The organism is Sphingobium sp. FG58, from assembly GCF_057809055.1.
In genome coordinates this window covers 26,175-49,686 of record NZ_JBMDJF010000007.1, presented here as the reverse complement: position 1 = coordinate 49,686, position 23,512 = coordinate 26,175, and the positions used below count along the sequence as shown (strand labels likewise).

Genomic DNA, 23,512 nt, shown 5'->3' with positions numbered 1-23,512 from the left:
CCGTCCTGCCGATGCTTGCGCGGCGGCGGTCAACTGCCTAAGCGCGCAGCCATCCATGGAAAACTATCCCGCCCCCGCGCGCGCGATTGTCGCGCAACTGGCTGAAAAAGCCGCTACAGACCCGGCCCGCGCCGTCGCCTATCAGGGCGCGCCGGGAGCCAATTCGCATCTGGCGGCGCTGGGTTATGCGCCCGATTGCGTGCCTTTGCCCTGTTTCGCGTTCGAGGATGCGATCGATGCGGTTCGTAATGGACAGGCGGCCCGCGCGATCATCCCGATCGAAAACAGCCTGCATGGGCGGGTGGCGGACATGCATTTCCTGCTGCCCGAATCGGGCCTGTCCATCGTCGACGAATATTTCCTGCGGATTCGCCATTGTTTGATGGCCCCCGACAATAGTCCGGTCAAAAGCGCGATCAGCCATCCGCAGGCGCTGGGCCAGTGCCGTCATTATCTGCGAGAGCGCGGCATCCAGCCGGTCGCCTATGCCGATACGGCGGGCGCGGCGGCGCTGGTCGCGGAAAACCGCCTGCCCGGTGAAGGCGCGATCGCGCCCTATCTGGCCGCCGAACTGTATGGCCTGCGCCTGATCGCCGAGAATATCGAGGATAGCGACGATAATATGACGCGCTTCCTGGTGCTGGCGCGTGAGCCCAAATTGCCGGTCGCCAATGTCGGGCCAGTGATGACGACTTTCCTGTTCGAGGTGAAGAATGTCCCCGCCGCGCTCTACAAGGCGATGGGCGGCTTTGCGACCAACGGCGTCAATATGACCAAGCTGGAAAGCTATCAGCGCGGTGCGAGCTTCGCTGCGACCGAATTTTTCTGCGATATTGAGGGGATGCCGGGCGACCCCGCGGTCGACCGGGCGCTGGCGGAACTGGAATTCCACACCAAATGGGTGCGGATGCTGGGCAGTTATCGGCAGGCACGGCCACGGACTTAGGGGTTGATTGTCATCATCGTTGTTCCAGCGAAACCGCTTTAGCCTCCACAGGTCACGACGTAACGCCTAGATCATCTTTCATTGCGTCTTTCAATTGCCTGAGCGCGGCGGGCCGCTCAGGATGAAAGCCTCGCGCCGTGGGATTGGTATTCTTGATTTTTTCACAGGCTGTGCGAACGGCTGATGATCCTACCAATTCGATCCTATTCTGCCAATGTCCGACAAGCAGAGCCGCTACGGCGGTCTGTTCGACTTCAGATTTATGCAGGGCATCGAGGAAGCCGATGTACGATTCCTTTTTCTCCTGAAAATTGCGCTGCCGGAGATAGGCACGATGTGTGAGCCACGCTTGCACAAATGCTGTGACGAGCGCGCCAAGTCCGAAGGCCGAGAGAAATTGCACGAAGTCCATCACTCAACACTATCAGGCAGAAGATCGCCTTGCGACGAAATCTTGCAAGGTAGGCCTCATACTAAATGGCGCTGATTGTGACTCTTCTCCCCTCCCCGGCGGGGAGGGGTTGGGGGAGGGGGAGCGAGGCGAAGCTGAGCGTCCACGCTGGCCGTAGCACACCCCCACCCAACCTCCCCCTCAAGGGGGAGGAGATGGAGTAGGTCACGATCAATGCACATTGGTATCAGTCCCTCACTCTCTACGCAGCCCGGCGGCGTAAAAAAAGGAAGAGAGATCCCAGCTTTCGCTGGGATGACGGTGGTGGATTGGGCTATGGGCCTGTCCATGGTCGCAGCTATTCTTTGGTCCGCTTTGGCGATGAGCGCCATTGTCGGCATACGCTATCTGCTGGCGAGCGGCGGTTTCGCGCTGGCGACGCGGGTGCGGCAGCCGGGCCTGTATCGGGGGCTGGAGCGGCAGATGCGGCGGGAAATCGGCTGGTCTTTGCTGTCGGCGCTGATTTACGGCATCCCCGCCGGGATCGTCGCATGGGGCTGGCAGGCGCGGGGATGGACGCGCATCTATACTGATGTCGCGGCGTTGCCGCTCTGGTATCTGCCCATATCGGTGCTGCTCTACCTCGCGGCGCATGACACATGGTTTTACTGGACGCATCGCTGGATGCACCGGCCCAAGCCCTTTCGCATTGCCCATGCGGTGCATCATGCCAGCCGCCCGCCGACCGCCTGGGCGGCGATGAGCTTTCATCCGTGGGAAGCGCTGACCGGGGCGGTCGTGATCCCGGCGCTGGTGTTCATGATCCCCATTCATGTCGGTGCGCTGGCCGTGGTGCTGACGATCATGACGATCATGGGGGTCAGCAATCATATGGGGTGGGAGATATTCCCGCGCTGGATGGTCCGCGGGCCGCTGGGTGGCTGGCTGATCACCGCGACCCATCATCAGCGGCATCATGACCTGTATAGCTGCAATTACGGCCTTTATTTCCGGGTCTGGGACCGGCTGTGCGGCACTGACCGGGGGCTTGGCGATTTTACCGCGAAGGCGCGCGCGTGACGGGTCGGTTGTGGGGATTGTGCGCGCTGGTCCCGGTGCTGCTGGGCGCGGCCTCGATTGGCCAGCCGCAACCGCTCAGCATGGCGCTGGTGGGGCTGCGGTCGACCAAGGGGCAGATATTGGTGTGCGTGACGCGGGTGCCGCGCTACTTCCCCGATTGCAGCCATGATCCCGACAAGCGACATTTTACGGTAGCGGCGAAGGGCGGGACGGTGACGATCGGCAATGTCACGCCGGGCGACTATGCCATTGCCATCGTCCATGACGAAAATGGCAATGGCAAGCTGGATACGTTCGCGGGCATTCCGCGCGAAGGGGTCGGCTTTTCGCGCAATCCGGTGCTGCGCTTTGGCGCGCCCAGTTTCCGGTCGGCCAGTTTTGCCGTCGCAGGCGCGCCGGTGGAGCAGGACATCCGCCTCAAATATTTCCTGTAGGATCGTGCGGGGGAACCTGTAACCGTCGTGAAACATTCTTGGGCCGACCGACATTGGCTGAACAGGGGCCTTATGAACCAGCTTTCCCGCATTCTTCTCCTCACCCTTCCTTTCATGGCCGCCGCGCCTGCGCTGGCGCAGGAGGCACAGGATCGCAGCAGCCTGACCATCGGTGTCGGGGTCGCATCGGTCCCGACTTATGAAGGGTCCGACGATTCGCGCATGATTTTTGGCCCGCAGTTGCGCGGTACAGTGAAGGACCATGCCTTCTTCACCCGCGGACCGATGTTGTTTTTCGACGCCATTCCCAACCGGGACGATAGCGGCATCGACTTTCAGCTTGGCCCCGTCGCAGGCGTGCGGATGGACCGCACCAGCCGTAAGCAGATCAAGGACAATGCGGTCGAGGCGCTGGGCAAGCGAGACACGGCGATCGAGGTTGGCGGCTATGTCGGCATCGGCAAGACCGGGATCGTCACCAGCGCCTATGACAATCTGAGCGCGCGGGTTGCGGTGACCAAGGATGTCGCGGGCGCGCACGAAAGCTATATCGTCACCCCGGCGATCGAATATTTCACGCCGCTGTCGATCCGCAGCTTTGCGGGGATCGGCGTGTCGGCGGACTATGTCGGCAAGAAATTCGGCCGCTATTATTCCGATATCGATGCCGCCGGTTCGCTGGCGAGCGGACTGCCGGTCTATACGCGGGGCGGTGCCGATTCCGGGTTCCGGCGGGTGAACGCCAATCTGACCGGCGGCTATTCGCTGTCGGGTGACATTCGCAAGGGCTGGGTGATCGTCGGCGCGCTTGGCTATTCGCGGATGCTGGGCCGTTATGCCGATTCGCCGGTGGTGTCGATTGCCGGGTCGAAGGACCAGTTTCTGGGCGCGATCGGGATCGGCTATACCTTCTAATATCCTGCTTTTCCTGACCTTGCGCGGGGAGGGTGACGCTCCCCATATTGCGGGCTATGGAGGCGGCGACATACCGCAGTGGCAGGAGATGAAAGCGTGGCGACCCTGGGAATGAGCGAGGCCGACAAGCTGGCCGTGGAGGCGTTTCGCCGCGATGTGGTGGACCCTTCGCGCACGCAGTTGGTGATCGTGGATTTCTGGGCCGAATGGTGCGGCCCGTGCAAGCAGCTGACGCCGATCATCGAGAAGGTGTGCGCCGATTATGCGGCCAAGGGCGTCAAGCTGGTCAAGGTCAATGTCGACGAAAATGGCTTCATCGCCAGCCAGTTCCGGGTCCAGTCGATCCCGACCGTCTATGCCGTGTTTCAGGGTCAGCCGGTTGCCGACCTTTCGCAGGCGCGGACCGAAGGGCAGCTCAAGCAATATCTCGACCAGTTGCTGGGCCAGTTGCCGATCGAATCGGACGAAAAGGCGCAGGAACTGGAAATCGCCCCGCTGATCGCGATGGGCGAGGAAACGCTGGCGGCGGGCGATGCCGAGCGCGCCCTGTCGATTTTCACCCAGATTGCCGAAATGGTGCCTGACCATGCCGATGTGGCGTCGGGTCAGGCCCGCGCGCTGGTGGCGCTGGGGCAGCTGGACGAAGCAGAAGCCGTGCTGGACGCGCTGTCGGCTGAAGCGGCCAAGGATCAGGCGGTGGATCGCGCGCGCGCAGCGATTGCGCTGGCGCGCGACGCAAAGCCGGTGGCGGACCTGTCGGGTCTGGAGGCGAAAGTCGCGGCTGATCCCGACGATCATGAGGCGCGGTTCGAGCTGGCGGGCGGGCTGATGGCCAATGGCGACCGCGAGGGCGCGGCAGAGGCGCTGCTGGAGATCGTCCGGCGCGACCGGGCGTGGAACGACAGCGCGGCGCGGACGCAATTGCTGACCCTGTTCGAGGCGGTCGGGCTGGAAGATCCTTGGGTATCGGCGCAGCGTCGCAAGCTGTCGCAGATCTTGTTCGCCTGACGGCCGGGCCGGTGCCACTCGCCCGCGTCTCGATATTCCCGCTCTCCGGCGCGCTGCTGTTGCCGGGCATGGATTTGCCGCTGCATATTTTCGAGCCGCGCTACCGCGCGCTGATCCATGACGCGATGGCGCGCGACCGGCGGATCGGGATGATCCAGCCGCGGGGCGAGGGTCCGGTGCCACCCTTGTTCGACATGGGGTGCCTGGGCCATGTCAGCCATATCGAGGCGCTGGACGACGGGCGGTTCAACATCATCCTGACGGGGCTGGCCCGGTTCAAGGTGGTGCGCGAATTGCCGGTGACCACCCAGTTCCGCCAGATCGAGGCGGACGTGATGCAGGCGCCGCAGGAGGATGAAGTGCTGCACGCGGTCGAGCGGGCCGCGCTGGAGCAGGAATCGCGGCGCTTTGCCGATGCGCTGGGCTATGTCGTGGACTGGACCGCGGTGTCGCGGCTGGACGATATGGCGCTGGTCAACGGCATTGCCCAAATCGCGCCGTTCGATGCGGCGGCCAAGCAGACGCTGCTGGAGGCCGATACGCTGGGCGAGCGGTCGGAACTGATCATCCAGCTGATGCAGATTTTCGGCCGGATCGAGCGCGACGGCGGCGCGACGATGCAATGACTGGGGCAGGTGCGGGCGCGCCGGTCGATCCGTGGTTGCTGGCCAAGCTGGTCTGCCCGGTGACGCGCACGCCGCTGCGCTGGGATGGCGCGCGCGGGGCGCTGGTCTCCGAGGCAGCGGGGTTGGCCTATCCGGTGCGCGATGGCGTGCCGGTGCTGCTGGTGGGCGAGGCCAGCCCTATTTGAACGCGGCGATACATTCCACTTCCAGCGGTGCGCCCAGCGCCAGCCCGTCCGCGCCGAATGCGCTGCGGGCGGGCAGGCGTTTGCCCTTGAAATAGGGCAGATAGGCCGCGTTGAAGCGGGGCCAGTCGGCCATATCGTCCAGCATCACCGTGCATTTGACGACATGGCCGAAATCGAGGCCGTTGTCGGCCAGGATTTTGCCGATCGAATCCATCGCCTGTCGCACCGCGGCGTCGAACCCTTCCTTGTGCGGGTCCATGCCGGGCGGCACCTGACCGATCTGGCCGGACATATAGAGGGTGTCGCCGACGCGGACGGCGGGGGAGAAAGGCAGGGTGGCGGGCATTGCCTGTTGCGCCATGGCTGGCGCTGCGATGGTCAGGCCGAACGCGGCGAGGAGGGCGAATGGCTGCATGGACGGCTCCTGTCGGACAGAAAAAGGGCCGGTGCGTTTCCGAACCGGCCCTTCCTTTATGACATGTCTAAGTGTTGATCAGAATTTAAAGTCGATACGGGCGTAATAATAGCCGCCCGATGTGCCATAGGCACCATGGCCATAGGGGTTGTTATAGGAGCCAGAGCCATTCTGGTAGGGCGACACGCCGGGGTTCACGACCACGCCCGTGCCGGACACCAGCTTGGGGACTTCGGGGATCTTGTCGAACAGATTGTTCGCACCGATCGAGAAGGTGACATTGTCGGTGAAATCATAGCCGACTTCCAGATCGGTGATGATCGCCCGTTTCACCACGCCATTGAAGTAGAGTTGGTTGGCGTTGACGCCGTTCACCAGCGCCCCGTCGGCGATCAGGAAGCCGCCATCGGGGATTACGCCGCTGCCGACGCCCGGCCGGACCAGAACGCTTTGCTTGGCATAGAGGGTTTCGCGCAGGTTGACGGTCAGCTTGTCAGCCTTGAGCAGAGCACCGAAGCCGACCTTATATTTGGGCGTCGTATCCTCGATATTGCTTTCCGACGCGGCGTTGAAAAGCGGGTAGCCGACCTTGTTCTTGGTGATCTTGGTCTTGTTATAGTTGCCGTTGATCGAGAGATTGAGGGAACCAAAGCCCAGAGAGACTGGATAGGCGATGGAGAAATCCACGCCCGTCGTCTTGGTGTCGATGCCGTTGGTGAAGCTTTGCACGCCCACCTGTTGCAGAGCGGTGTCGAGGACAATGCCTGCCGCCGCCAGTGCGCTGAAGATCGCCGCAGCGCCGGGCTGGACCACGCCGCCCTGGACTGCGTTGCGCGATGCCGTGGCGGCAATACGATCCTTGATCTTGATCATATAGGCATCGATCGTGACCGCCAGCTTGGGGACGGGGCGCAGTACAAGGCCGGCCGAGAAGTTTTTCGATTTTTCCGGGCCGAGCGGACCGAAGCCGAGCAGCGCAGCGGCGGGCGTGCCGGCGGGAAGCTGGGCGACGGCGCTGGTTGGGCCGACGTTGATCGTCGAATATTTCTGTTCGGCCAGTGTCGGCGCGCGGAATCCGGTGCTGGCGGTGCCGCGAATGGCGATGGCGTCGGAGAAGTCGTAGCGGGTCGTGATCTTGCCGATCAGCGTGTCGCCGAAATCGGTATAATCTTCGTATCGACCGGCCAGATCGACCGTCCAACCATCGACCGGCTGAGCAATGAAGTTGATGTAACCGGCGCGTGAGCTGCGCTTATAATAGCCTGCGTCCGTCGCCTTGTAGCCGGGGAAGGACTGAACCCCGGTCTTGTAGGTCGAATAGAAATCGCCTTGGACGATTTCATAGGTGTCCTTGCGATATTCGCCACCGAAGGCGAAGGTCAGCGGTGCAGCCATGCCGAGGTCAAATTCCTTGCGGATGTCGGCGGTCACCGTGGTCTGGCTGAGGCGGAAGCCGCCATCATAGGCCTTGTCGGGTGTATTGGGGACGCCGACGCCCAGAAGCGATGCGGCAAAGCTTTCCTGCCACACTTCGCGATGGGCGGACTTTTCGGTCCAGATGTCGTTCTTCTGATGGCCGTAAGTGGTGCTGAGGTCGTAATTCCAGCCCCCGCCGACTTCGCCCTTGGCACCCACGGTGAAGCTATATTCATCTTCGATCACATGCTGGAGCGGAACCATGCCATTGATGCCGGTGTCGCTGTAGCAGATATTGGGGTTGTAGGCCGCAGGCGTGACACCGCCACCCAGATTGCCGGTTTCGTAGCAGATGCGCTTGGGATGGCGGTAGCCCTGCTTGGCCCAGCCTTCACGCCGGGCGAGGCTGCCAAAGCTGTAGACTTCGACACCGCCAAAATCATAGCCGGCATTGTAGAAGAGCAGGTTGAGTTCGGTCTTGGGCTGGCCGCCATTGATCCCGGCCAGCGCGTCGCCTGCCAGATTCGACCATTGGGCAGGGGCATTGGGCTGGAGCGTGCCGTCCAGCTTGGTGACCTGCACCTGCCCTTCGCCCAGCGTGGTATAATCCTGACGGCGGTGGAACAGGGACAGGTTGATGAAGCCATCCTCGCCCAGCTTGACGCCATAATTGCCGGAGATGGAGAACAGCTCGCCCTCGCTGTCATAATATTGACCGCCGGTGAGCTTGATCGATCCGCCTTCAGCATCATCCTTGAGGATGAAGTTGATGACGCCCGCAATCGCATCCGTGCCGTACACGGCGGCGGCACCTTCCTGGAACACCTCGACCTGCGCGACCGAATCTGGCGGGATCAGGTCGATGCTGGGCGCGGCCGAGCCGGAGAAGGCACCCAGCACCTGAAGGATGCCGTTGCCGTGGCGGCGCTTGCCGTTGACCAGCACCAGCGTATGGTTGGGGCTGAGGCCGCGCAGGCGGGCCGACAGCGAGAAGCTGGAAAGGTCGGTACCCTGCGTCTGCGCGGTGAAGCTGGGGACGATCTGGGTCAGCACCTGGTTCAGGTTTGGCTGGCCGACATGGGCGATCGCGTCGGAACTTAGCACCTGGATGGGTGCTGCGCTGTCTGCGGCCTGCATCCCGACCGCGCGGGTGCCGGTGACGATGATCGCCGTGCCGTCGTCGACCTGGGGTTCCTGCGGCGCGTCTTGCGCGATGGCGCAGGCGGACCAGGACGATGCGAGGATCAGTGAGAGTTTAAGCGCCGACAACCGTGTCATTCATGCCCCCTGTTTAGCTTTATTGATGACAGGGGGAATGACGAATGCGCGGCACCAATCCTCTATTGCGCTGCACAAAAATTACAGTTTTATGGATTGTTTCTAGTTCGTTTCTAGCCCGGAAACACGCTGTTTATGATCTATTGAAACGTGAGAAACAGATTTTGCAGCTGCGCCAAGGTGCGGCGGATCAGGAGGCCATGGCTGCGTCGATCAGCGCCTTGGCTTCCGCCCCTTCCCAATCCATCGCGCCGATGACGCGGACCATTTCCTTGCCCTGCGCATCATAGAGGACGGTGGTGGGCAGCAGGCCCGTGGCATAGTCGAAGCCGAAATGATTGTCGGGGTCGGCCCAACCTTTAAGGTGGGGCAGGGGGTGTTTGGCGAAGAAGGGTTTTACCGCCTTCGCGCCCTGTGTGTCCTGCGAAATGGTCAGCACCGCCAGCCCCTTGGGACCGTAGCGTTCGGCGATCCGATCGAGCGTGGGCATTTCCGCTACGCAGGGCGTACACCATGTCGCCCACAGATTGACGAGCAGCGGGCGTCCGGCAAAATCCTGCAAGGTCGCCTCCCCCCCGTCGGGATTCTGGAAGGCGAAGGTCGGGGCGGGGGTGCCAGCCTTGCTACGGTCCAGCCGGTAGCTGAACTCGCCGTCTCCCTTTGTGGCGTTGCCCGATGCGGGAACCTCACCGCTCATGCTTGCATTGGCTTGCCCAGCGGGCGGCGATTGCCTATCGCAGGCCGCCAATCCGGCTGTCAGGAGCAGTAACATCAGCGCGCGCGAAACAGGTTCCAAGGGGGAAGGCTCCAACAGCATGTGGGGTGGCCGGTTTGCGGCCGGCCCCGCTTCGATCATGCGCGAGATAAATGCCTCCATCCCGTTCGACAAGCGATTGTGGAAGCAGGACATCGCAGGATCGAAGGCGCATGTCGCGATGCTGGCGCAGCAGGGCATAATCGAGGGTGAGGATGCGCAGGCGATTACCGAGGGGCTGACCCGGATCGCGGCGGAATATGAAGCCGATGGCGTGCCGGTGGACCTGGACCTGGAAGATATCCACATGGTCACCGAATCGCGGCTGGCGCAGCTGATCGGGCCGACCGCCGGGCGGCTGCACACCGCGCGCAGCCGCAACGATCAGGTGGCGACCGATTTCCGCCTGTGGGTGCGCGATGCGATTGACGAGGTGCAGGCGGGGCTGGTCGGTCTGCAACGCGCTTTGCTGGCGCGGGCAGACGAGAATGCCGATGCGGTGATGCCGGGCTTTACCCATTTGCAGTCGGCGCAGCCGGTGACGCTGGGGCATCATCTGATGGCCTATTATGAAATGGTCCGCCGCGACCGCAGCCGCTTTGCCGATGCGCGGGCGCGGGCGGATGAATGTCCGCTGGGCGCGGCGGCGCTGGCGGGGACCGGTTTCCCGATCGACCGGCATGCGACGGCGGCGGCTTTGGGCTTTGCCAAGCCGACCGACAACAGCCTGGACAGCGTGTCCGACCGCGACTTTGCGCTCGATTATCTGATGGCGGCGACGCAGGCGTCTTTGCATCTGTCGCGGCTGGCCGAGGAGTTCATCATCTGGGCGAGCCAGCCCTTTGGTTTTGTGAAACTGCCCGACGCTTATTCGACCGGCAGCTCGATCATGCCGCAGAAGCGCAATCCCGATGCGGCCGAGCTGGTGCGCGGTCATGCCGGGCGGATCATGGGCTGCATGACGGCTTTGTGCGTGACGATGAAGGGGCTGCCGCTCGCTTATTCCAAGGATATGCAGGACGACAAGCCGCCCGTGTTCGAGGCGCACGACCTGCTCGCTCTGTCGATCGCGGCGATGACCGGCATGATCGAAACGGTGACGTTCCGCACCGACCGGATGCGCGGGCTGGCCGAAAGCGGCTTTGCCACGGCGACGGACCTTGCCGACTGGCTGGTGCGCGAAGGGGGCATTCCGTTCCGTGAGGCGCATCATATCACCGGGCGCGCGGTGGCGGCGGCGGAGGCGGCGGGCGTGCCGCTCGACCAGTTGCCGATCGCGACGCTCAAGGAGATTGACGCGCGGATCGACGATCGCATCTATGCGGTGCTGACGGTCGATGCCTCGGTCGCCAGCCGGATGAGCCATGGCGGCACGGCCCCGGCGCAGGTGCGGGCGCGGATCGCGCAGGCGCAGGAGGAATTGGGATGAGACACACTTGGACGATCGTGGGGCTGGCCTGCGCGGCGCTGGCGCTGGCCTCCTGTGGCGGGCGGCAACCGTTGAAGCCTCTGGCGGGCCAGGAACTGCCTGCGGTGCCGGTGGGCGCGGCGACCGCCCCGACGGGCGCGCAGCTGATGACGCCATCGACCCAGGCGCGGCCGCAGCGCAATGTGGAATTGCTGACCCAGTCGGAAAAGCGGCAGGCGGACGAGTTCGACCTGCCGCCCGAAAAGCAGCCCCAATAAGAGACTAAGGACGCGATTTTGGACCATTTCGACTATGTGGACGGTGCCATGCAGGTGGAGCAGGTGCCGATGGCGGCGATTGCCGATGCGGTCGGCACGCCGGTCTATGTCTATTCGACCGCGACGCTGACACGCCATGTCAGCGTGTTTCGCGACGCGCTTTCGACCCTCGACAATCCGCTGATCGCCTTTGCGGTCAAGGCGAACCCCAATGCGGCGGTGCTGGCGACGCTGGCGAAACTGGGTCTGGGCGCGGACGTGGTGTCGGGCGGGGAATTGCTGCGCGCGATCGCGGCGGGGATTCCGGCGGACCGCATCGTCTTTTCGGGCGTGGGCAAGACGGCTGACGAGATGCGGCTGGCGCTGAGCCATGGCATTTACCAGTTCAATCTGGAAAGCGAACCGGAAGCGGAAATGCTGTCCGAAGTCGCGCTGTCGATGGGCAAGCGCGCGCCCGTGGCCTATCGCATCAACCCGGATGTGGACGCTGGCACCCATGCCAAGATTTCGACCGGCAAGTCGGAAAACAAGTTCGGCATTCCCTATGACCGAGCGCTGGAAAGCTATGCCGCCGCGCGCGACCTGCCGGGGCTGGATGTGCAGGGTGTCGCGGTTCATATCGGTAGCCAGCTGACCGATCTCGCGCCGCTGGAGGCCGCCTTTACCAAGGTCGGCGCGCTGGTCGTGGCCTTGCGCGACGCGGGCCATGATATTCGCACCGCCGATCTGGGCGGTGGTCTGGGCGTCCCCTACGACCCCGCCTTGCCGGTGCCGCCCAGCCCTGCCGCCTATGGCGAGATGGTATGCCGGGTGACGCAGGGCTGGCCGGTGCGGCTGATGTTCGAGCCGGGCCGGGTGATCGTGGGCAATGCGGGCGCGCTGCTGTCGCGCGTGGTGCGGGTGAAGCAGGGGGCGCAGGCTCCGTTCGTGATCGTCGACGCGGCGATGAACGACCTGCTGCGCCCCAGCCTCTATGACGCCTGGCATGATATTCGCGCGGTGGCCCCGGTGGGGCAGCGCGCGGCGGCCAATGTGGTGGGGCCGGTGTGCGAGACGGGCGATACTTTCGCCATGGGCCGCGAAATGGATGTGGTGGCGGCGGGCGATCTGGTCGCCTTCATGACCGCGGGCGCTTATGGCGCGACGATGGCGGGGACGTATAACAGCCGCCCGCTGACCCCTGAAGTGCTGGTGTCGGGTGACAAATGGGCGGTGGTGCGTGCGCGTCCGCCGATCGAGGCGCTGATCGCGGGCGACAGCATTCCCGACTGGCTGGCCGACTGATGCATAGCCTGCCCGTCTTTCTGCGCCTGACGGGCAGGCCGGTGATCGTGACCGGGGATGGCGAGGCGGCGGACGCCAAGCGCCGCCTGCTGGAGCGGGCAGGCGCAGTAATCGTGGGCGAGGCGGACAAGCGCGCGCGGATCGCGATCGTGTCGGATGGCGACGCGGCGACGGCGCAGCGGTTGCGGGCGCGCGGGGTGCTGGTCAACGCGACCGACAATCCTGACCTGTGCGATTTCACCCTGCCTGCCATTGTCGATCGTGACCCGGTGCTGATTGCCATCGGCACGGGCGGGGCTTCGGCGGGGCTGGCCAAGGCGTTGCGGCAACGGCTGGAGGCGCTGTTACCTGCCCGGCTCGGTGAATTGGCGCAGGCGCTGTTTGCTGCGCGCGGGCCGATCAAGGCGCGCTGGGCGGATGCAGGGGCGCGGCGGCGGGGGATAGACGCGGGGCTGGCGCCGGGCGGGACGATCGACCCGCTGCGCGCCAATGCGGTGGACGCGCTGCCGGACTGGCTGGCGGCGGAGGGACAGGTGGAAGGCTCGCGGCTGATCGCGATTCCGCTGCTGTCGGGCGATCCCGACGATCTGACTTTGCGCGCTGCACGGCTATTGGGGGAGGCGGATCGGGTCTATCATTCCGCGTCGGTGCCAGCGGTGATCCTCGACCGGGCGCGGGCTGATGCCGCGCGGATCGTCGCGGATGTGCCGCCTGCCGATCCGGGCGAGGGGCTGTCGTTGTGGGTTGCGTTGGACGGGGCGATAGCCTGACCACATCCGTTCGTTTCGAGCGAAGTCGAGAAACGGTGGCGCGCAGTTTCTTGACTGCGCTCGAAACGAACGGCGTTGGGTGGTTCAGCCCTGCTGCGCGCTCAGCCGTTCGACTTCATCATGTAGCGCCTGGATGGACGAGACGAGGCGGGCGCGGTCGGCCTGGAGTTCGCGCAGGGTTTCGCGGGTTTCGCCCAGTTCCACGGCGCGCCGCGCGATGCGGGCGTCGAGTTCGGCATTGTGGCGGGTGAGCGTACCCAGCGTTTCGGCCCGCTGGCAAAGATGGCGCATACGGGCGTCCAGCACGTCGAAATCGAAGGGTTTGACGACATGGTCATCGGCCCCGGCATCCAGCGCCTCCACCGTCGACTGGCTGTCGAGCCGCCCGGTGAGCATGACGAAGCAGGCGGATAGGGCCAGGTTCGCGGCGCGGATCTTCTTCATCGTCGCGACGGCGGGCAGCATCGTCAGCCCCATGTCTACAAGCACGATGTCGGCGGGGCGCGTCACCAGCAGGTTGACCGCGACAAAGCCATTTTCCGCCAGCGCGACATCATAGTTTAGATGTGACAGGCGGCGGGCGACGACGGCGCGCGCGGTGGGGTTTTCGTCGATCAGCAGCACGCGCAGGCGGCGCTGGGGGCGGGCGATCTCGCTCATGTCCTGATCGTCAGGCCGACGGCTGCGATTGCGCTTGAAGATCTGCATGGCTCCACCCTTTTGCTGCGCTCCAAAGAATAGGATTGCCGCGCAAAGAAATGGTTAATGGAGGGTAGCCACGATTAATTTCATTTAATTGGTTTGGCGTGCGCGCCCGCCATAGCCTCCCCTTTGCGACCCATAGAAGGAGGATGCTCATGCCACAGACCGTGCCGCAACTGGCCATCGAAGATATTGCCGATCTGCCCGCCGGGGCCAGCCTGTTCGGGTTGCAGGATGGCGATGTGCTGGACATCAGCCTGATGGATATTGTGATCGCGATCATCGACCAGCCGTGACGCCAGGAGCGTTGGGGGCGGCGCTGGGGCAGGCGGTGGCCGCGGCGCGGGATGCGCCGTTGGACCGAGCGCTGGCGCTGATCCGGCCGTTCTTGCACGACATAGGCTGGTTCAACGATCTGCTGGCGCAGGGCTGCACGGCGATGACCGCCGATCCCATGCACCTGCCGGGCTTTCGCGCGAGCCGCAGTGGCGCGGCCCGGCATCTGGTGCTGGCCCGGACCGAGCGAATCTGGCTGTCGGCGACGGTAATCGACCCGGTCGAGCAAGCGGGATCGCGGGTGCATTTTTCCGGCCGCCATATGCTCTGCCGCCCGCTCAACCGCGCGTTGCGGGGGGAAGGGTTCCGGCTGGAGGGAGAGCGGGCGGTGCCGACCGGGCAGCGCCATTGCGCGGTGGGCGATGTGCTGGAACTGGACGAGCGGCGTGAGACGCTGCGCATTCTGCCGGACGACGCGCCGCTGATGCTGTTGCGGGCGCAGATTGCGGGGCAAGGCCCGGTCTGTTCGCGCATATATGAGTCCGCGACCGGCGCGCTGGTGGTGCGGGCGGAGGCGGACGAGGGCCATGCCCGCGCGCTGATGCTGCTGTCGCTGCTGCGAGTGCAGGGGCGTAGCGATGCGGCGGCGCAATTTGCCGAGGCGCTCGACACGCCGCTTGCCGCGCAGCGCTGGGCGGTGATGCGCGAATATCTGGCGCTCGATACCGGGGGTGCTTTGCCTGCGTTGCGCGCGATGGCGCAGGAGGAAAGCGACGCGGCGGTGCGGGCGCTGGCGGCGCGGACGCTGGCGCAGATCGGGGGCGTGCCATGCCCCGCCTGATCGAACCGGCAGCGGATGACAAAGTCGTGGACCTCGATGCGCTGGTCGACTGGTGCGAAAGTCCGGCCTTCGACCCCTCCTGCGAGGAGGGGCTGGCCGCTGCCGCGCCGATGCTGCGGGCATTGGGGCGCAACCGGGATTTCCTGGCCGACTTCGCGATCGCCGAACTCAAGACGCGCTGCGCGGGTCAGCGGCAGGCCAATCCCTATTCGGCGCAGGTCATGCTGCTTCGCCCGCCCAAGGGCAAATATGTGCTGCGCGCCGCCTTCTGGCCCGCCGAGCGCGACCATGTGGTGCGGATGAGTGGTCCTGCCCCCTTCCTCTATCATGTGCCGCACGATCATGGTTTTGACTTCCTGACCATCGGCTATCTGGGACCGGGCTATGGCTCGGACTATTATGACTATGACGGCGATGTCGCGGGCGCGGCGGGAGAGGCGGTGGCGCTGCGTTTCGTGGAGCGCAGCCATTTGTCGCAGGGGCGGATGCTGCTCTACCGCGCCAATCGCGACATTCATGCGCAATTGCCGCCTGAGTCCCTGTCGGTCTCGCTCAACATATTGGCCAGCGCGCCCGATCAGGGCTGGCGGCGGCAATATCGGTTCGACACCGTCCGCAGCACGATCGCCGAATGTATGACCGTGGCCAGCGCGCAATTGCTGCTGGAACTGGCGGTGGGGTGCGAAAGCGGCAATGCGATCGACCTGGCCCAGGATTTCGTCGCGCGCCATCCTGCCGACGCCATGCGGCGGACGGCGTGGGATGCGATCGGCACCGGGCTGACCGGCGCGGCGCGGCTGGCCCATTGGGAATCCGGCGCGTGTAGCAGCAGTCCGCTGATCCGGTCGGCGAGTGAGGCGGCACTGCGATCTGTCCGAAATGGATAGGGATTGGCTTGTCTTTGCGCTGTGTCGGCGGTCGGATGCAGCGGTCAGTTATTGGTGGATGACGGGTGGGCAGGCGGGTCGATTGTCACGGATTGGGCAGTGATTTCGCTCCGCTGGCACGGGCGCTGAGCGCGCGCGGCTTCGATCTGGCGATGCAGGGGGCGGGCAGTGATCCGCCACGGGTCAGCATCAGCGACGCGACGATATTGTGGCAGGGCGTGGACGATCCCGCCGCCCGCGCCCGCGCGCTGGAGGGTGGCGCACAGGATGTGGTCGGCCCGTGGATGCATGAGGGGGAAGCGGTGGCCCGGATCATCCGGCTGGCCCGCGACGACCAGCCGCGTTTGCGGGTCGGCGACCTGCTGATCCATCTGGTCGACCGGCAGGTCGAACGGGCGGGCCGGGCGATCCCGCTGCTGGCGCGCGAATATGCGCTGCTGCTCCATCTGGCGCGGCGGCCGGGGGAGGCGGTCAGCCGCGACGCGCTGTTGCGGGCAGTATGGCGGCTGGAGTTTGATCCCGGCACAAACAGTGTCGAGGTGCATATGTCGCGTCTGCGCGCCAAGATCGACCGGGGGCATGACTGGCCGCTGCTGCGGACGGTCAAGGGGCGGGGCTATGCGCTTTGCCCGGCGGTCGGGACCGCGCTGTCAGGGGCATAGGCGCGCAGAAAGGTGGTGACGGCAAAATCGGCGTCGGCGGCGGTTTGCGCCGGGGTGCTTTGTTCAAGCTGCCCCATCAGCAATTGCTGGTGACTGCCCGACATGACCAGCGCAATCAGGGCGCGGGCGGCATCCAGCGGATCGGCCGATCGCAACTGACCACGCTCCATCGCGCCTTCCAGAAAAATGCTGAACATGTAGCGCACCCGCATCGGGGCCAGATCGAAATAAATCTCGCGCATGCCGGGAAAGCGGGTCCCCTCTGCAACGATGAGGCGATGGAGCGCGATAGCCTTGGGCGAGGTGAGTTTTTCGATGAGGCTGGTGCAGGCCCGCAGCAGGGTCGCCTTCACTTCGCCGCAGGGGTTGAGGATTTGCGACAGATTGGCGCGAAACGTGCGGGTGGCACGATCAAGCACGGCCGAGAACAGCTCTTCCTTGGATGGAAAGTGATTCCAGAGTGTCCCCTTGGACCCGCCCAGTGCCGCCGCGATGCCGGACATGGTTGTTCCAGCATAACCATGTTCCAGGAAATACCCCTCTGCAATCATAAGGATAGCGTCCCGCCGGTCTTGCCTGCGCGCTTCCCTTCGACTGGGGGGCGGAGATGTGTCCAGACCTGTCATTAAACCGTACCATAGGGTATGGTAATTTTGTTGACAAGGCCTCGCAACAGCGGCAATGGCAGTTTTCATACTGGATGGTACGGTTTGTCATGTCGGTGAGTCGCCTGTTTCCCCCCCAACGCCTGCTGGTCCCGGTGAGCGCCCTGACGCTGCTGTCGGCGTGCGCGGCTGTACCCGATCTGGGGCCTGCGCCCGCGATCCGCACGGCGCAGAGCGTGGCGGCGCAGGACAGCCTGCGCGCGCCTGAAGCGGCCTGGCCGGGCGAGGGCTGGTGGACTGCCTATGGCGACCCGCAACTCACCGCGCTGATCGAGGAAGGGTTGGCGAACGCGCCCGACATGGCGATTGCCGCCGCCCGTTTCGCGCAGGCACAGGGCATGGCGCAACAGGCGGGCGCAGCTTTGCTGCCATCGGTCGATCTGGATGCAAAGGCCGGGACGACCAAGCAAAGCTATACTATGGGACAACCCAAGGAGTTCGTTCCGCAGGGCTGGCTCGGCACGGGTCAGCTGGCGCTCAATCTGGGCTTTGACCTGGACTTGTGGGGCCGGAACAAGGCGGCCCTGGCTGCCGCCACGTCGCAGGCGCGCGCGGCGCAGCTGGACGCGCAACAGGCGCGGCTGGCGCTGACCACGGGCATTGCCGACGCCTATGCCGATCTGGCGCGGCTTTATGACGAAGCCGAACTGCAACAGCGCACGCTCGATGTTCGCATTGCCAGCCAGAAGCTGGTTGCTGATCGCCGCCAGAACGGCCTCGAAACGCGCGGCAATCTGCGCCAGTCGGACGCGACCGTCGCGGCGGCGCGGGCGCAGCTGGCGGGCGCGCGCATGGCGATTGCGCTGCGCCAGCATCAGATTGCCGCGCTGGTCGGGGCCGGGCCGGATCGGGGCCTGTCGATCACACGCCCGCCCAAGGGTCGCCTGATGCCGGTCGGCCTGCCCGCCGATGTCACCACCAATCTGGTCGCCCGCCGCCCGGACATTGCCGCGGCGCTGGCCCGGACGGAAGCCGCAGCGAAACAGGTCAAGGTGGCGCGCGCCGATTTCTACCCGGCGGTGCGGCTGAGCGCGCTGATCGGGGTCCAGTCGCTGGGTTACAACACTATGTTTAACGGCGCCGGCGCAACCGGATCGGCCAAACCCTTCTATAACAGCCTGTTCGACAAGGATTCGCTGTTCGGCAGCGCCGGTCCGGCGATCAGCCTGCCGATCTTCCACGGCGGCGCGTTGCAGGGCCAGTATCGTGGCGCGCGCGCCGGTTATGATGAAGCGGTGGCCAATTATGACAAGACGGTCCTGGCCGCCTATCGCGACGTTGCCGATGCGCTGACCAGCCGCCGCACGCTCGACGATCGGCTGGTGGACGCCCGCGCGGCGCTGGCGGCGTCGCAGGACGCCTATGGCATCGCGCGCAAACGCTATGATGGTGGCCTTTCCACCTATCTCGACGTGCTGAATGTCGAGGATCAGCTGATCGCTGCGCGCCGGTCCGTTTCCGCGCTGGAGGCCAGCGCCTTTTCGCTCGATATTGCCCTGATCCGTGCGCTGGGTGGCGGTTTCGCCGCCAGCGCCACACTGCCCAAGGACGCTGCGCATGGCTGATGCCGCCCCCGAATTTTCCGCCCCCGCAGCTTCAGGCGCCGCTGCGCCGACCGACACGCAAAAGGCGGATCGCGCCGCAGCGCGCAAGACCTGGCTGACCCGGCTGGCGCTGGCGGTCGTGATCGGGGCGCTGCTGTGGGCAGCTTGGTATCTGCTGATCGGGCGCAACCATGTCAGCACCGACAATGCCTATGTGAATGCGGAAATGGCGCAGGTGACGCCGCTTATCTCGGCACAGGTCACGCAGGTGCTGGTCAGCGATACCCAGGCGGTGAAGCGTGGCGATGTGCTGGTGCGGCTCGACCCGACCAATGCGCGCATCGCCATTGCCCAGGCGCAGGCCGATCTGGCCGAAGCGCGCCGGAAATTTCGCCAGAGCAGCGCGACCAGCGGCGCGTTGGCGGCGCAGGTCGATGCGCGCGGCGCGGACATTGCGCAGGCGCGCGCCCAGCTGGCGACGGCGCAGGCCAATGTGGACAAGGCGCGGATCGACCTGCAACGGCGTGAGGCGCTGGTGGGCGAAGGCGCGGTGTCGGGCGATGAAGTGACCGGCGCGCGCACCGCCTATGCCGCCGCACGCGCCGCGCTGGATCTGGCGCGGGCGGGCGTCACCACCGCGCAGGCGACGCGCAGCGCGGCGAGCGGGCAGCTGGCCGCCAATGATGCGCTGGTCAGCGGATCGAGCGTGGATACCGATCCGGGCGTGATGGTGGCGCAGGCCAAGCTGGATTCCGCCAAGCTGGACCTGGACCGCACGGTGATCCGCGCGCCGATCGACGGTGTCATCACCAAGCGACAGGTGCAGGTCGGCCAGCGCGTCGCGCAGGGCAGCCCGATCATGACGATCGTCCCGCTGGCGCAGGTCTATGTCGACGCGAATTTCAAGGAACGCCAGCTGCGTCAGGTGAAGGTGGGGATGCCCGCCACGGTGGTCGCTGATATCTACGGCGGCGACGTCGTCTATCATGGCAAGGTCGTGGGCTTTTCCGGTGGCACCGGATCGTCGCTCTCGCTGATCCCGGCGCAAAATGCGACCGGCAACTGGATCAAGGTCGTCCAGCGCCTGCCGGTCCGCATCGCGCTGGACCCCAAGGAACTGGCCGCCTACCCGTTGCGCGTCGGCTTTTCCACGGAGGTCGAGATCGACCTTTCCGGTCACTGAAAGGACCGGTCGTGAGCGTCGAGGATAATGTCTTTAACCGGTTGACCCCGCGGCAGCGGACATTGGCCGGGCTGGTGCTGGCGCTCAGCAATTTCATGGTCGTGCTGGACCTGACCATCGCCAATGTTTCCGTGCCGCATATTGCGGGCAATCTGGGCATCACGCCGGATCAGGGAACGTGGATCATCACATCCTACGCGGTCGCCGAAGCGATTTGTGTGCCGCTGACCGGCTGGCTGGCGCAGCGCTTTGGCGTGGTAAAGATGTTCATCTGGGCGATGATCGGCTTTGGCCTGTTTTCCGTGCTGTGCGGTCTGTCGATGTCGCTCAGCATGATCGTCGCCTGCCGCATCGGGCAGGGCCTGTGTGGCGGGCCGATCATGCCGATGTCGCAGACGCTGATGCTGCGCGTCTTTCCGCCCGACCGGCGGGCGCGGGCGATGGGCCTGTGGGCGATGACGACGCTGCTGGGTCCGGCGATGGGACCGATTATCGGCGGTTATATCAGCGACAATTGGAGCTGGCACTGGATCTTCTTCATCAACCTGCCGATCGCCGTCCTGTGCGTGTTCGCGGCGATGGCGCTGCTGCGCCCCGTTGAAACGGAAACGGCGCGTGTGCCGATCGACAAGATTGGGCTGGTCTTGCTGGTGTTCTGGATCGGCTGTCTGCAAATCATGCTGGATATCGGCCGCGACCATGACTGGTTTGCCGATCCGCTGATCATCATCCTGGCCGTGCTGGCGGTGATCGGCTTCCTGGCCTTCATCATCTGGGAATTGACGGAGGTGCATCCGATCGTCGATTTGCGGGTGTTCCGTCATATCGGTTTCACGTCGGGCGTCCTGTCGTTGGCGCTGTGCTTTGGCGCCTATTTTTCCGGCATCGTCGTCATCCCGCAATGGCTCCAGTCGTCCATGGGTTATACCGCGACCTGGGCGGGTATCGTCACCGCCTTCACCGCCATGGCCGCGTTGATGAGCGCACCGATCGCCGCCAGGATGATGGGCCGGGTCGATCCGCGCCTGATGATTTCAAGTGCGGTGCTGTGGCTGGGGCTGATGACATTGTGGCGGGCGCACTGGACCAGTTCGGTCGATTTCTGGACGATGGCCGCGCCCCAGTTCATTCAGGGATTCGCCATGCCCTTCTTCCTGATCCCGCTGACCACGCTGACATTGGGGTCGGTGCGGCCCGAAGAGACCGCGTCGGCGGCGGGCCTCCAGAATTTCCTGCGCACTCTGGCGCTGGCGATTGCGACATCGCTGGTGTTGACCGGCTGGGGCAATGGCCAGCGTGTGTCGCGCAATGAACTGGCAGCCACGCTCCAGCCGGCCGATACGCAATCGGCGCTGGCCAATATCGGCATGTCGACCGATCAGGCGCGACAGGTCATATCGAACATCGTCGATCAGGAAGCATTGGCGATCGCGGTCGATCATATCTTTTTCATCTCGGCTATGATCCTGTTCGGTGCCTCGCTCCTCGTCTGGCTCGCGCCGCGTCCTCGCGCTAATGTGGATACGTCCGCCGCGCACTGACCGGCATGTCGATGATTGACGCGGCGCAGCATCGCGGCCACTTAAGCGCGCGAAGAGGCGGGGACAGATGCGAATCGTCATCATCGATGACAGTGGATTGCGGGCCAGCGTCCTGGAAGAGGGGCTGCATGAGGCGGGCTATGACGATATTCATATCGTCCCGCCGCGCGGCGGCTTTGTCGCGCGCCTCGAACGCATGGCCCCCGATGTCGTACTGATGGATCTGGGCAGCCCCAGCCGCGATACGCTGGAGGAGATGCTGACGGTCAGCCGCGCGCTGGCCCGGCCGATCGCCATGTTCGTGGACCAGTCCGACGAGGCGATGATCGGCGCGGCGATCGATGCGGGCGTGTCAGCCTATGTCGTCGATGGATTGCGCAAGGAACGGGTCAAGCCGGTGCTGGAACTGGCGGTGCGGCGCTTCAACGCCTTTGCCAAGATCCAGAGCGAACTGGACGAAGCGCGCAGCGCATTGTCCGACCGCAAGGTCATCGACCGGGCCAAGTCCATCCTGATGAACCAGCGACGTTTAAGCGAACAGGACGCCTATGCGCTGCTGCGGACGGCGGCGATGAATCAGGGCAAGAAGATTGTGGAAGTGGCGCAGGCGCTGATCACCGCCAGCGACCTGCTGGGAGGGGGATTATGACGATAGGGCTGCGCATCGCCTTCCTGCCGCTGACCGATGCTGCCGTTCTGGTGGCGGCGCGGGAGCGGGGTTTTGCCGAGGAAGAGGGGATCGCCCTCGATCTGGTGCGCACCACCAGCTGGGCGACGCTGCGCGACCGGCTGGTCTATGGCCAGGTGCAGGGCGCGCATATGCTGGCGCCGCTCGCGGTTGCGGTGACGCTGGGGCTGAGCCAGCAGCCCGCCCCGCTGGCCGCGCCCTACAAGCTGAACGTCAACGGCAATATGCTGGTGATGGCGTGCGATTTCGCCAAGGCGCTGGAGCCGGTCATCGCCAGCCGTCTGGCCGATCCGCTGGGCACTGCGCATGATTTCGCCGCGGCGATCGGCCTGTGGCGGCGCAAGCCGGTGATCGGCGTGGTCCATCGCTTTTCCAGCCATGCGATCATGCTGCGCTACTGGCTGGCCAGCGCGGGCGTGGACCCCGATCGCGACGTCGTGCTGCGGGTGCTGCCGCCATCGCTGACGGTCGAGGCGATGCACGCGGGCGAGATTGACGGCTTCATCGCGGGCGAACCCTGGGGCAGCGCGGCGGTGGAGGCTGGTTTGGCGGAAGCCGTGGCAATCGGCGAACGCATCTGGCGGCGCGGGGTCGAAAAGGTGCTGGCTTTCCGCGAATCCTGGCTGGAGGAAAATCCGCAAGCCGTCGACCGGCTGCTGCGCGCGCTGGTGCGGGCGGCGGCGTGGTGCGATGACCCGGCGCACAGGGATGACCTTGCCAACCTGCTCGCCCGCCCGGATTATGTCGATCAGCCTGCCTATCTGATTGAACGCGCGCTGTCGGGCGGCATTGTTGCACGGGCGGGGGAGCCGCCGATCGTCAGCCCCGATTTCATGCTGTTCGGGCGGGAGGCGACGCCCTTTCCGTGGCGCAGTCAGGCGCTGTGGATCTATTCGCAACTGGTGCGCTGGGGCATGGTCGATCATGACGCAGCCACTGCGACACGGGCGGGAGCAGTGTTCCGTCCCGACATATTCCGCCGCGCGCTGGCCGACAGCAATGTGCCGATGCCTGGCGCCAGTATGAAGCTGGAAGGGGCGGTGGCTTCACCACTGGCGGTCGGATCACGCCGGGGCGAGCTGACGCTGGGACCCGACAGCTTCTTTGACAAGCGCGTGTTCGACCCGGAACGAATCGAAGAGTTTTTGGCAGGATTTGCGCCGCCGCGTTGATTTGGCGGGAAAAATTGTGCCTTGCAACATGACGCGAATCGCGAGATAAGACATGTAACCGCGCGACGATGCGCGTTTGACAGGAATGCGCCATCCCAAGGTCGGGACCGTCATTCCGACCTATCATACAGCAAAGCCGCTGACCGGACTCCCCATCGGGTGA

At 64.8% G+C, this 23,512-nt stretch carries 26 protein-coding genes; 20 read left to right on the top strand and 6 right to left on the bottom strand.

What is annotated here, in order from left to right; all coding sequences use genetic code 11:
* Positions 1 to 55: 55 nt before the first annotated feature.
* On the top strand, positions 56 to 946 hold the full coding sequence (locus tag ACODR8_RS10585) for a prephenate dehydratase (RefSeq protein ID WP_489007202.1): 891 nt from the start codon (positions 56 to 58) through the stop codon (positions 944 to 946).
* Positions 947 to 998: 52 nt separating this feature from the next.
* Here the strand turns inward: ACODR8_RS10585 and ACODR8_RS10580 are convergent, their stop codons facing one another.
* Positions 999 to 1,358 carry a hypothetical protein gene (locus tag ACODR8_RS10580; protein WP_489007201.1) on the bottom strand — a complete coding sequence of 120 codons (360 nt, stop codon included), beginning with the start codon at positions 1,356 to 1,358 and terminating at the stop codon, positions 999 to 1,001.
* 327 nt (positions 1,359 to 1,685) lie between these two features.
* Between ACODR8_RS10580 and ACODR8_RS10575 the strand changes: the two genes are divergently transcribed.
* The 6 genes from ACODR8_RS10575 to ACODR8_RS10550 all read left to right on the top strand — a co-directional run bounded on the left by ACODR8_RS10575 (position 1,686) and on the right by ACODR8_RS10550 (position 5,585).
* Entirely contained in the window at positions 1,686 to 2,417 is a 732-nt protein-coding gene (locus ACODR8_RS10575; protein WP_489007336.1) for a sterol desaturase family protein, read from the top strand.
* Positions 2,414 to 2,851, top strand: a complete 438-nt coding sequence (locus ACODR8_RS10570; protein ID WP_489007200.1) for a DUF2141 domain-containing protein — start codon at positions 2,414 to 2,416, stop codon at positions 2,849 to 2,851. Before ACODR8_RS10575 ends, ACODR8_RS10570 begins: the two co-directional genes overlap by 4 nt.
* A gap of 114 nt (positions 2,852 to 2,965) precedes the next feature.
* Positions 2,966 to 3,766 (top strand): MipA/OmpV family protein, encoded by an 801-nt coding sequence (locus tag ACODR8_RS10565; RefSeq protein WP_489007199.1) that lies wholly within the window; start codon positions 2,966 to 2,968, stop codon positions 3,764 to 3,766.
* 96 nt (positions 3,767 to 3,862) lie between these two features.
* Positions 3,863 to 4,774 (top strand): tetratricopeptide repeat protein, encoded by a 912-nt coding sequence (locus tag ACODR8_RS10560; protein WP_489007198.1) that lies wholly within the window; start codon positions 3,863 to 3,865, stop codon positions 4,772 to 4,774.
* A gap of 11 nt (positions 4,775 to 4,785) precedes the next feature.
* Positions 4,786 to 5,400 carry an LON peptidase substrate-binding domain-containing protein gene (locus ACODR8_RS10555; RefSeq protein WP_119746310.1) on the top strand — a complete coding sequence of 205 codons (615 nt, stop codon included), beginning with the start codon at positions 4,786 to 4,788 and terminating at the stop codon, positions 5,398 to 5,400.
* Entirely contained in the window at positions 5,397 to 5,585 is a 189-nt protein-coding gene (locus ACODR8_RS10550) for a Trm112 family protein (protein ID WP_489007197.1), read from the top strand. The genes ACODR8_RS10555 and ACODR8_RS10550 overlap by 4 nt, the downstream gene beginning before the upstream one ends.
* Here the strand turns inward: ACODR8_RS10550 and ACODR8_RS10545 are convergent.
* From ACODR8_RS10545 to ACODR8_RS10535, 3 genes are all read right to left on the bottom strand, one after another.
* Complete coding sequence (locus tag ACODR8_RS10545) at positions 5,578 to 6,000, bottom strand: RidA family protein (protein ID WP_489007196.1); 423 nt, start codon at positions 5,998 to 6,000, stop codon at positions 5,578 to 5,580. The two genes, ACODR8_RS10550 and ACODR8_RS10545, sit on opposite strands and share 8 nt — an antisense overlap.
* Before the next feature lie 78 nt (positions 6,001 to 6,078).
* Positions 6,079 to 8,694 carry a TonB-dependent receptor plug domain-containing protein gene (locus ACODR8_RS10540; RefSeq protein ID WP_489007195.1) on the bottom strand — a complete coding sequence of 872 codons (2,616 nt, stop codon included), beginning with the start codon at positions 8,692 to 8,694 and terminating at the stop codon, positions 6,079 to 6,081.
* Between the two features lie 190 nt (positions 8,695 to 8,884).
* Entirely contained in the window at positions 8,885 to 9,466 is a 582-nt protein-coding gene (locus ACODR8_RS10535) for a TlpA family protein disulfide reductase (RefSeq protein ID WP_217672861.1), read from the bottom strand.
* Between the two features lie 43 nt (positions 9,467 to 9,509).
* Between ACODR8_RS10535 and argH the strand changes: the two genes are divergently transcribed.
* The 4 genes from argH to ACODR8_RS10515 are packed head-to-tail and all read left to right on the top strand — an operon-like array spanning position 9,510 to position 13,188.
* Positions 9,510 to 10,877 (top strand): argininosuccinate lyase, encoded by a 1,368-nt coding sequence (argH, locus tag ACODR8_RS10530; RefSeq protein WP_489007194.1) that lies wholly within the window; start codon positions 9,510 to 9,512, stop codon positions 10,875 to 10,877.
* Positions 10,874 to 11,134, top strand: coding sequence for a hypothetical protein (locus ACODR8_RS10525; RefSeq protein ID WP_489007193.1), 261 nt, complete (start codon positions 10,874 to 10,876; stop codon positions 11,132 to 11,134). The genes argH and ACODR8_RS10525 overlap by 4 nt, the downstream gene beginning before the upstream one ends.
* 18 nt (positions 11,135 to 11,152) lie before the next feature.
* Positions 11,153 to 12,418 carry a diaminopimelate decarboxylase gene (gene lysA / locus ACODR8_RS10520; protein ID WP_489007192.1) on the top strand — a complete coding sequence of 422 codons (1,266 nt, stop codon included), beginning with the start codon at positions 11,153 to 11,155 and terminating at the stop codon, positions 12,416 to 12,418.
* Positions 12,418 to 13,188, top strand: a complete 771-nt coding sequence (locus ACODR8_RS10515; RefSeq protein ID WP_489007191.1) for a precorrin-2 dehydrogenase/sirohydrochlorin ferrochelatase family protein — start codon at positions 12,418 to 12,420, stop codon at positions 13,186 to 13,188. The genes lysA and ACODR8_RS10515 overlap by 1 nt, the downstream gene beginning before the upstream one ends.
* 84 nt (positions 13,189 to 13,272) lie before the next feature.
* On the opposite strand, the gene ACODR8_RS10510 is transcribed toward ACODR8_RS10515, so the two are convergent.
* On the bottom strand, positions 13,273 to 13,896 hold the full coding sequence (locus ACODR8_RS10510) for a response regulator transcription factor (RefSeq protein WP_489007190.1): 624 nt from the start codon (positions 13,894 to 13,896) through the stop codon (positions 13,273 to 13,275).
* Between the two features lie 149 nt (positions 13,897 to 14,045).
* Here ACODR8_RS10510 and ACODR8_RS10505 point away from each other — a divergent pair, with 149 nt between their 5' ends.
* The 4 genes from ACODR8_RS10505 (at position 14,046) to ACODR8_RS10490 (ending at position 16,556) form a co-directional block, all read left to right on the top strand.
* Positions 14,046 to 14,186, top strand: coding sequence for a hypothetical protein (locus ACODR8_RS10505; protein WP_489007189.1), 141 nt, complete (start codon positions 14,046 to 14,048; stop codon positions 14,184 to 14,186).
* The gene (locus tag ACODR8_RS10500; RefSeq protein WP_489007188.1) at positions 14,183 to 15,007 is read left to right on the top strand and encodes a hypothetical protein; all 825 of its coding nucleotides are present in this window, start codon (positions 14,183 to 14,185) and stop codon (positions 15,005 to 15,007) included. The genes ACODR8_RS10505 and ACODR8_RS10500 overlap by 4 nt, the downstream gene beginning before the upstream one ends.
* Positions 14,995 to 15,894 carry a transposase gene (locus ACODR8_RS10495; RefSeq protein WP_489007187.1) on the top strand — a complete coding sequence of 300 codons (900 nt, stop codon included), beginning with the start codon at positions 14,995 to 14,997 and terminating at the stop codon, positions 15,892 to 15,894. Before ACODR8_RS10500 ends, ACODR8_RS10495 begins: the two co-directional genes overlap by 13 nt.
* Before the next feature lie 92 nt (positions 15,895 to 15,986).
* Positions 15,987 to 16,556, top strand: coding sequence for a winged helix-turn-helix domain-containing protein (locus ACODR8_RS10490; RefSeq protein WP_489007186.1), 570 nt, complete (start codon positions 15,987 to 15,989; stop codon positions 16,554 to 16,556).
* Here the strand turns inward: ACODR8_RS10490 and ACODR8_RS10485 are convergent.
* Positions 16,511 to 17,182, bottom strand: coding sequence for a TetR/AcrR family transcriptional regulator (locus ACODR8_RS10485; protein WP_489007185.1), 672 nt, complete (start codon positions 17,180 to 17,182; stop codon positions 16,511 to 16,513). The two genes, ACODR8_RS10490 and ACODR8_RS10485, sit on opposite strands and share 46 nt — an antisense overlap.
* Before the next feature lie 89 nt (positions 17,183 to 17,271).
* Here ACODR8_RS10485 and ACODR8_RS10480 point away from each other — a divergent pair, with 89 nt between their 5' ends.
* The 5 genes from ACODR8_RS10480 (at position 17,272) to ACODR8_RS10460 (ending at position 23,349) form a co-directional block, all read left to right on the top strand.
* Positions 17,272 to 18,786 (top strand): efflux transporter outer membrane subunit, encoded by a 1,515-nt coding sequence (locus ACODR8_RS10480; protein WP_489007184.1) that lies wholly within the window; start codon positions 17,272 to 17,274, stop codon positions 18,784 to 18,786.
* Entirely contained in the window at positions 18,779 to 19,948 is a 1,170-nt protein-coding gene (locus ACODR8_RS10475) for an EmrA/EmrK family multidrug efflux transporter periplasmic adaptor subunit (protein WP_489007183.1), read from the top strand. Before ACODR8_RS10480 ends, ACODR8_RS10475 begins: the two co-directional genes overlap by 8 nt.
* Before the next feature lie 11 nt (positions 19,949 to 19,959).
* The gene (locus ACODR8_RS10470) at positions 19,960 to 21,489 is read left to right on the top strand and encodes a DHA2 family efflux MFS transporter permease subunit (RefSeq protein WP_489007182.1); all 1,530 of its coding nucleotides are present in this window, start codon (positions 19,960 to 19,962) and stop codon (positions 21,487 to 21,489) included.
* A 67-nt stretch (positions 21,490 to 21,556) separates the two neighbouring features.
* Positions 21,557 to 22,138 (top strand): ANTAR domain-containing response regulator, encoded by a 582-nt coding sequence (locus ACODR8_RS10465; protein ID WP_489007181.1) that lies wholly within the window; start codon positions 21,557 to 21,559, stop codon positions 22,136 to 22,138.
* A complete protein-coding gene (locus ACODR8_RS10460; protein WP_489007180.1) occupies positions 22,135 to 23,349 on the top strand; it encodes a CmpA/NrtA family ABC transporter substrate-binding protein in 1,215 nt (404 codons plus the stop codon). Before ACODR8_RS10465 ends, ACODR8_RS10460 begins: the two co-directional genes overlap by 4 nt.
* Positions 23,350 to 23,512: the final 163 nt, after the last annotated feature.

Bases quoted from the DNA above. Each gene is read 5' to 3' on its own strand.
- ACODR8_RS10585 (WP_489007202.1), top strand. From the start codon at position 56: ATGGAAAACTATCCCGCCCCCGCGCGCGCGATTGTCGCGCAACTGGCT.
- ACODR8_RS10580 (WP_489007201.1), bottom strand. From the start codon at position 1,358: ATGGACTTCGTGCAATTTCTCTCGGCCTTCGGACTTGGCGCGCTCGTC.
- ACODR8_RS10575 (WP_489007336.1), top strand. From the start codon at position 1,686: ATGGTCGCAGCTATTCTTTGGTCCGCTTTGGCGATGAGCGCCATTGTC.
- ACODR8_RS10565 (WP_489007199.1), top strand. From the start codon at position 2,966: ATGGCCGCCGCGCCTGCGCTGGCGCAGGAGGCACAGGATCGCAGCAGC.
- ACODR8_RS10550 (WP_489007197.1), top strand. From the start codon at position 5,397: ATGACTGGGGCAGGTGCGGGCGCGCCGGTCGATCCGTGGTTGCTGGCC.
- ACODR8_RS10545 (WP_489007196.1), bottom strand. From the start codon at position 6,000: ATGCAGCCATTCGCCCTCCTCGCCGCGTTCGGCCTGACCATCGCAGCG.
- ACODR8_RS10540 (WP_489007195.1), bottom strand. From the start codon at position 8,694: ATGACACGGTTGTCGGCGCTTAAACTCTCACTGATCCTCGCATCGTCC.
- ACODR8_RS10535 (WP_217672861.1), bottom strand. From the start codon at position 9,466: ATGTTACTGCTCCTGACAGCCGGATTGGCGGCCTGCGATAGGCAATCG.
- argH (WP_489007194.1), top strand. From the start codon at position 9,510: ATGTGGGGTGGCCGGTTTGCGGCCGGCCCCGCTTCGATCATGCGCGAG.
- ACODR8_RS10525 (WP_489007193.1), top strand. From the start codon at position 10,874: ATGAGACACACTTGGACGATCGTGGGGCTGGCCTGCGCGGCGCTGGCG.
- ACODR8_RS10515 (WP_489007191.1), top strand. From the start codon at position 12,418: ATGCATAGCCTGCCCGTCTTTCTGCGCCTGACGGGCAGGCCGGTGATC.
- ACODR8_RS10510 (WP_489007190.1), bottom strand. From the start codon at position 13,896: ATGCAGATCTTCAAGCGCAATCGCAGCCGTCGGCCTGACGATCAGGAC.
- ACODR8_RS10505 (WP_489007189.1), top strand. From the start codon at position 14,046: ATGCCACAGACCGTGCCGCAACTGGCCATCGAAGATATTGCCGATCTG.
- ACODR8_RS10495 (WP_489007187.1), top strand. From the start codon at position 14,995: ATGCCCCGCCTGATCGAACCGGCAGCGGATGACAAAGTCGTGGACCTC.
- ACODR8_RS10485 (WP_489007185.1), bottom strand. From the start codon at position 17,182: ATGACAGGTCTGGACACATCTCCGCCCCCCAGTCGAAGGGAAGCGCGC.
- ACODR8_RS10480 (WP_489007184.1), top strand. From the start codon at position 17,272: ATGTCGGTGAGTCGCCTGTTTCCCCCCCAACGCCTGCTGGTCCCGGTG.
- ACODR8_RS10475 (WP_489007183.1), top strand. From the start codon at position 18,779: ATGGCTGATGCCGCCCCCGAATTTTCCGCCCCCGCAGCTTCAGGCGCC.
- ACODR8_RS10465 (WP_489007181.1), top strand. From the start codon at position 21,557: ATGCGAATCGTCATCATCGATGACAGTGGATTGCGGGCCAGCGTCCTG.
- ACODR8_RS10460 (WP_489007180.1), top strand. From the start codon at position 22,135: ATGACGATAGGGCTGCGCATCGCCTTCCTGCCGCTGACCGATGCTGCC.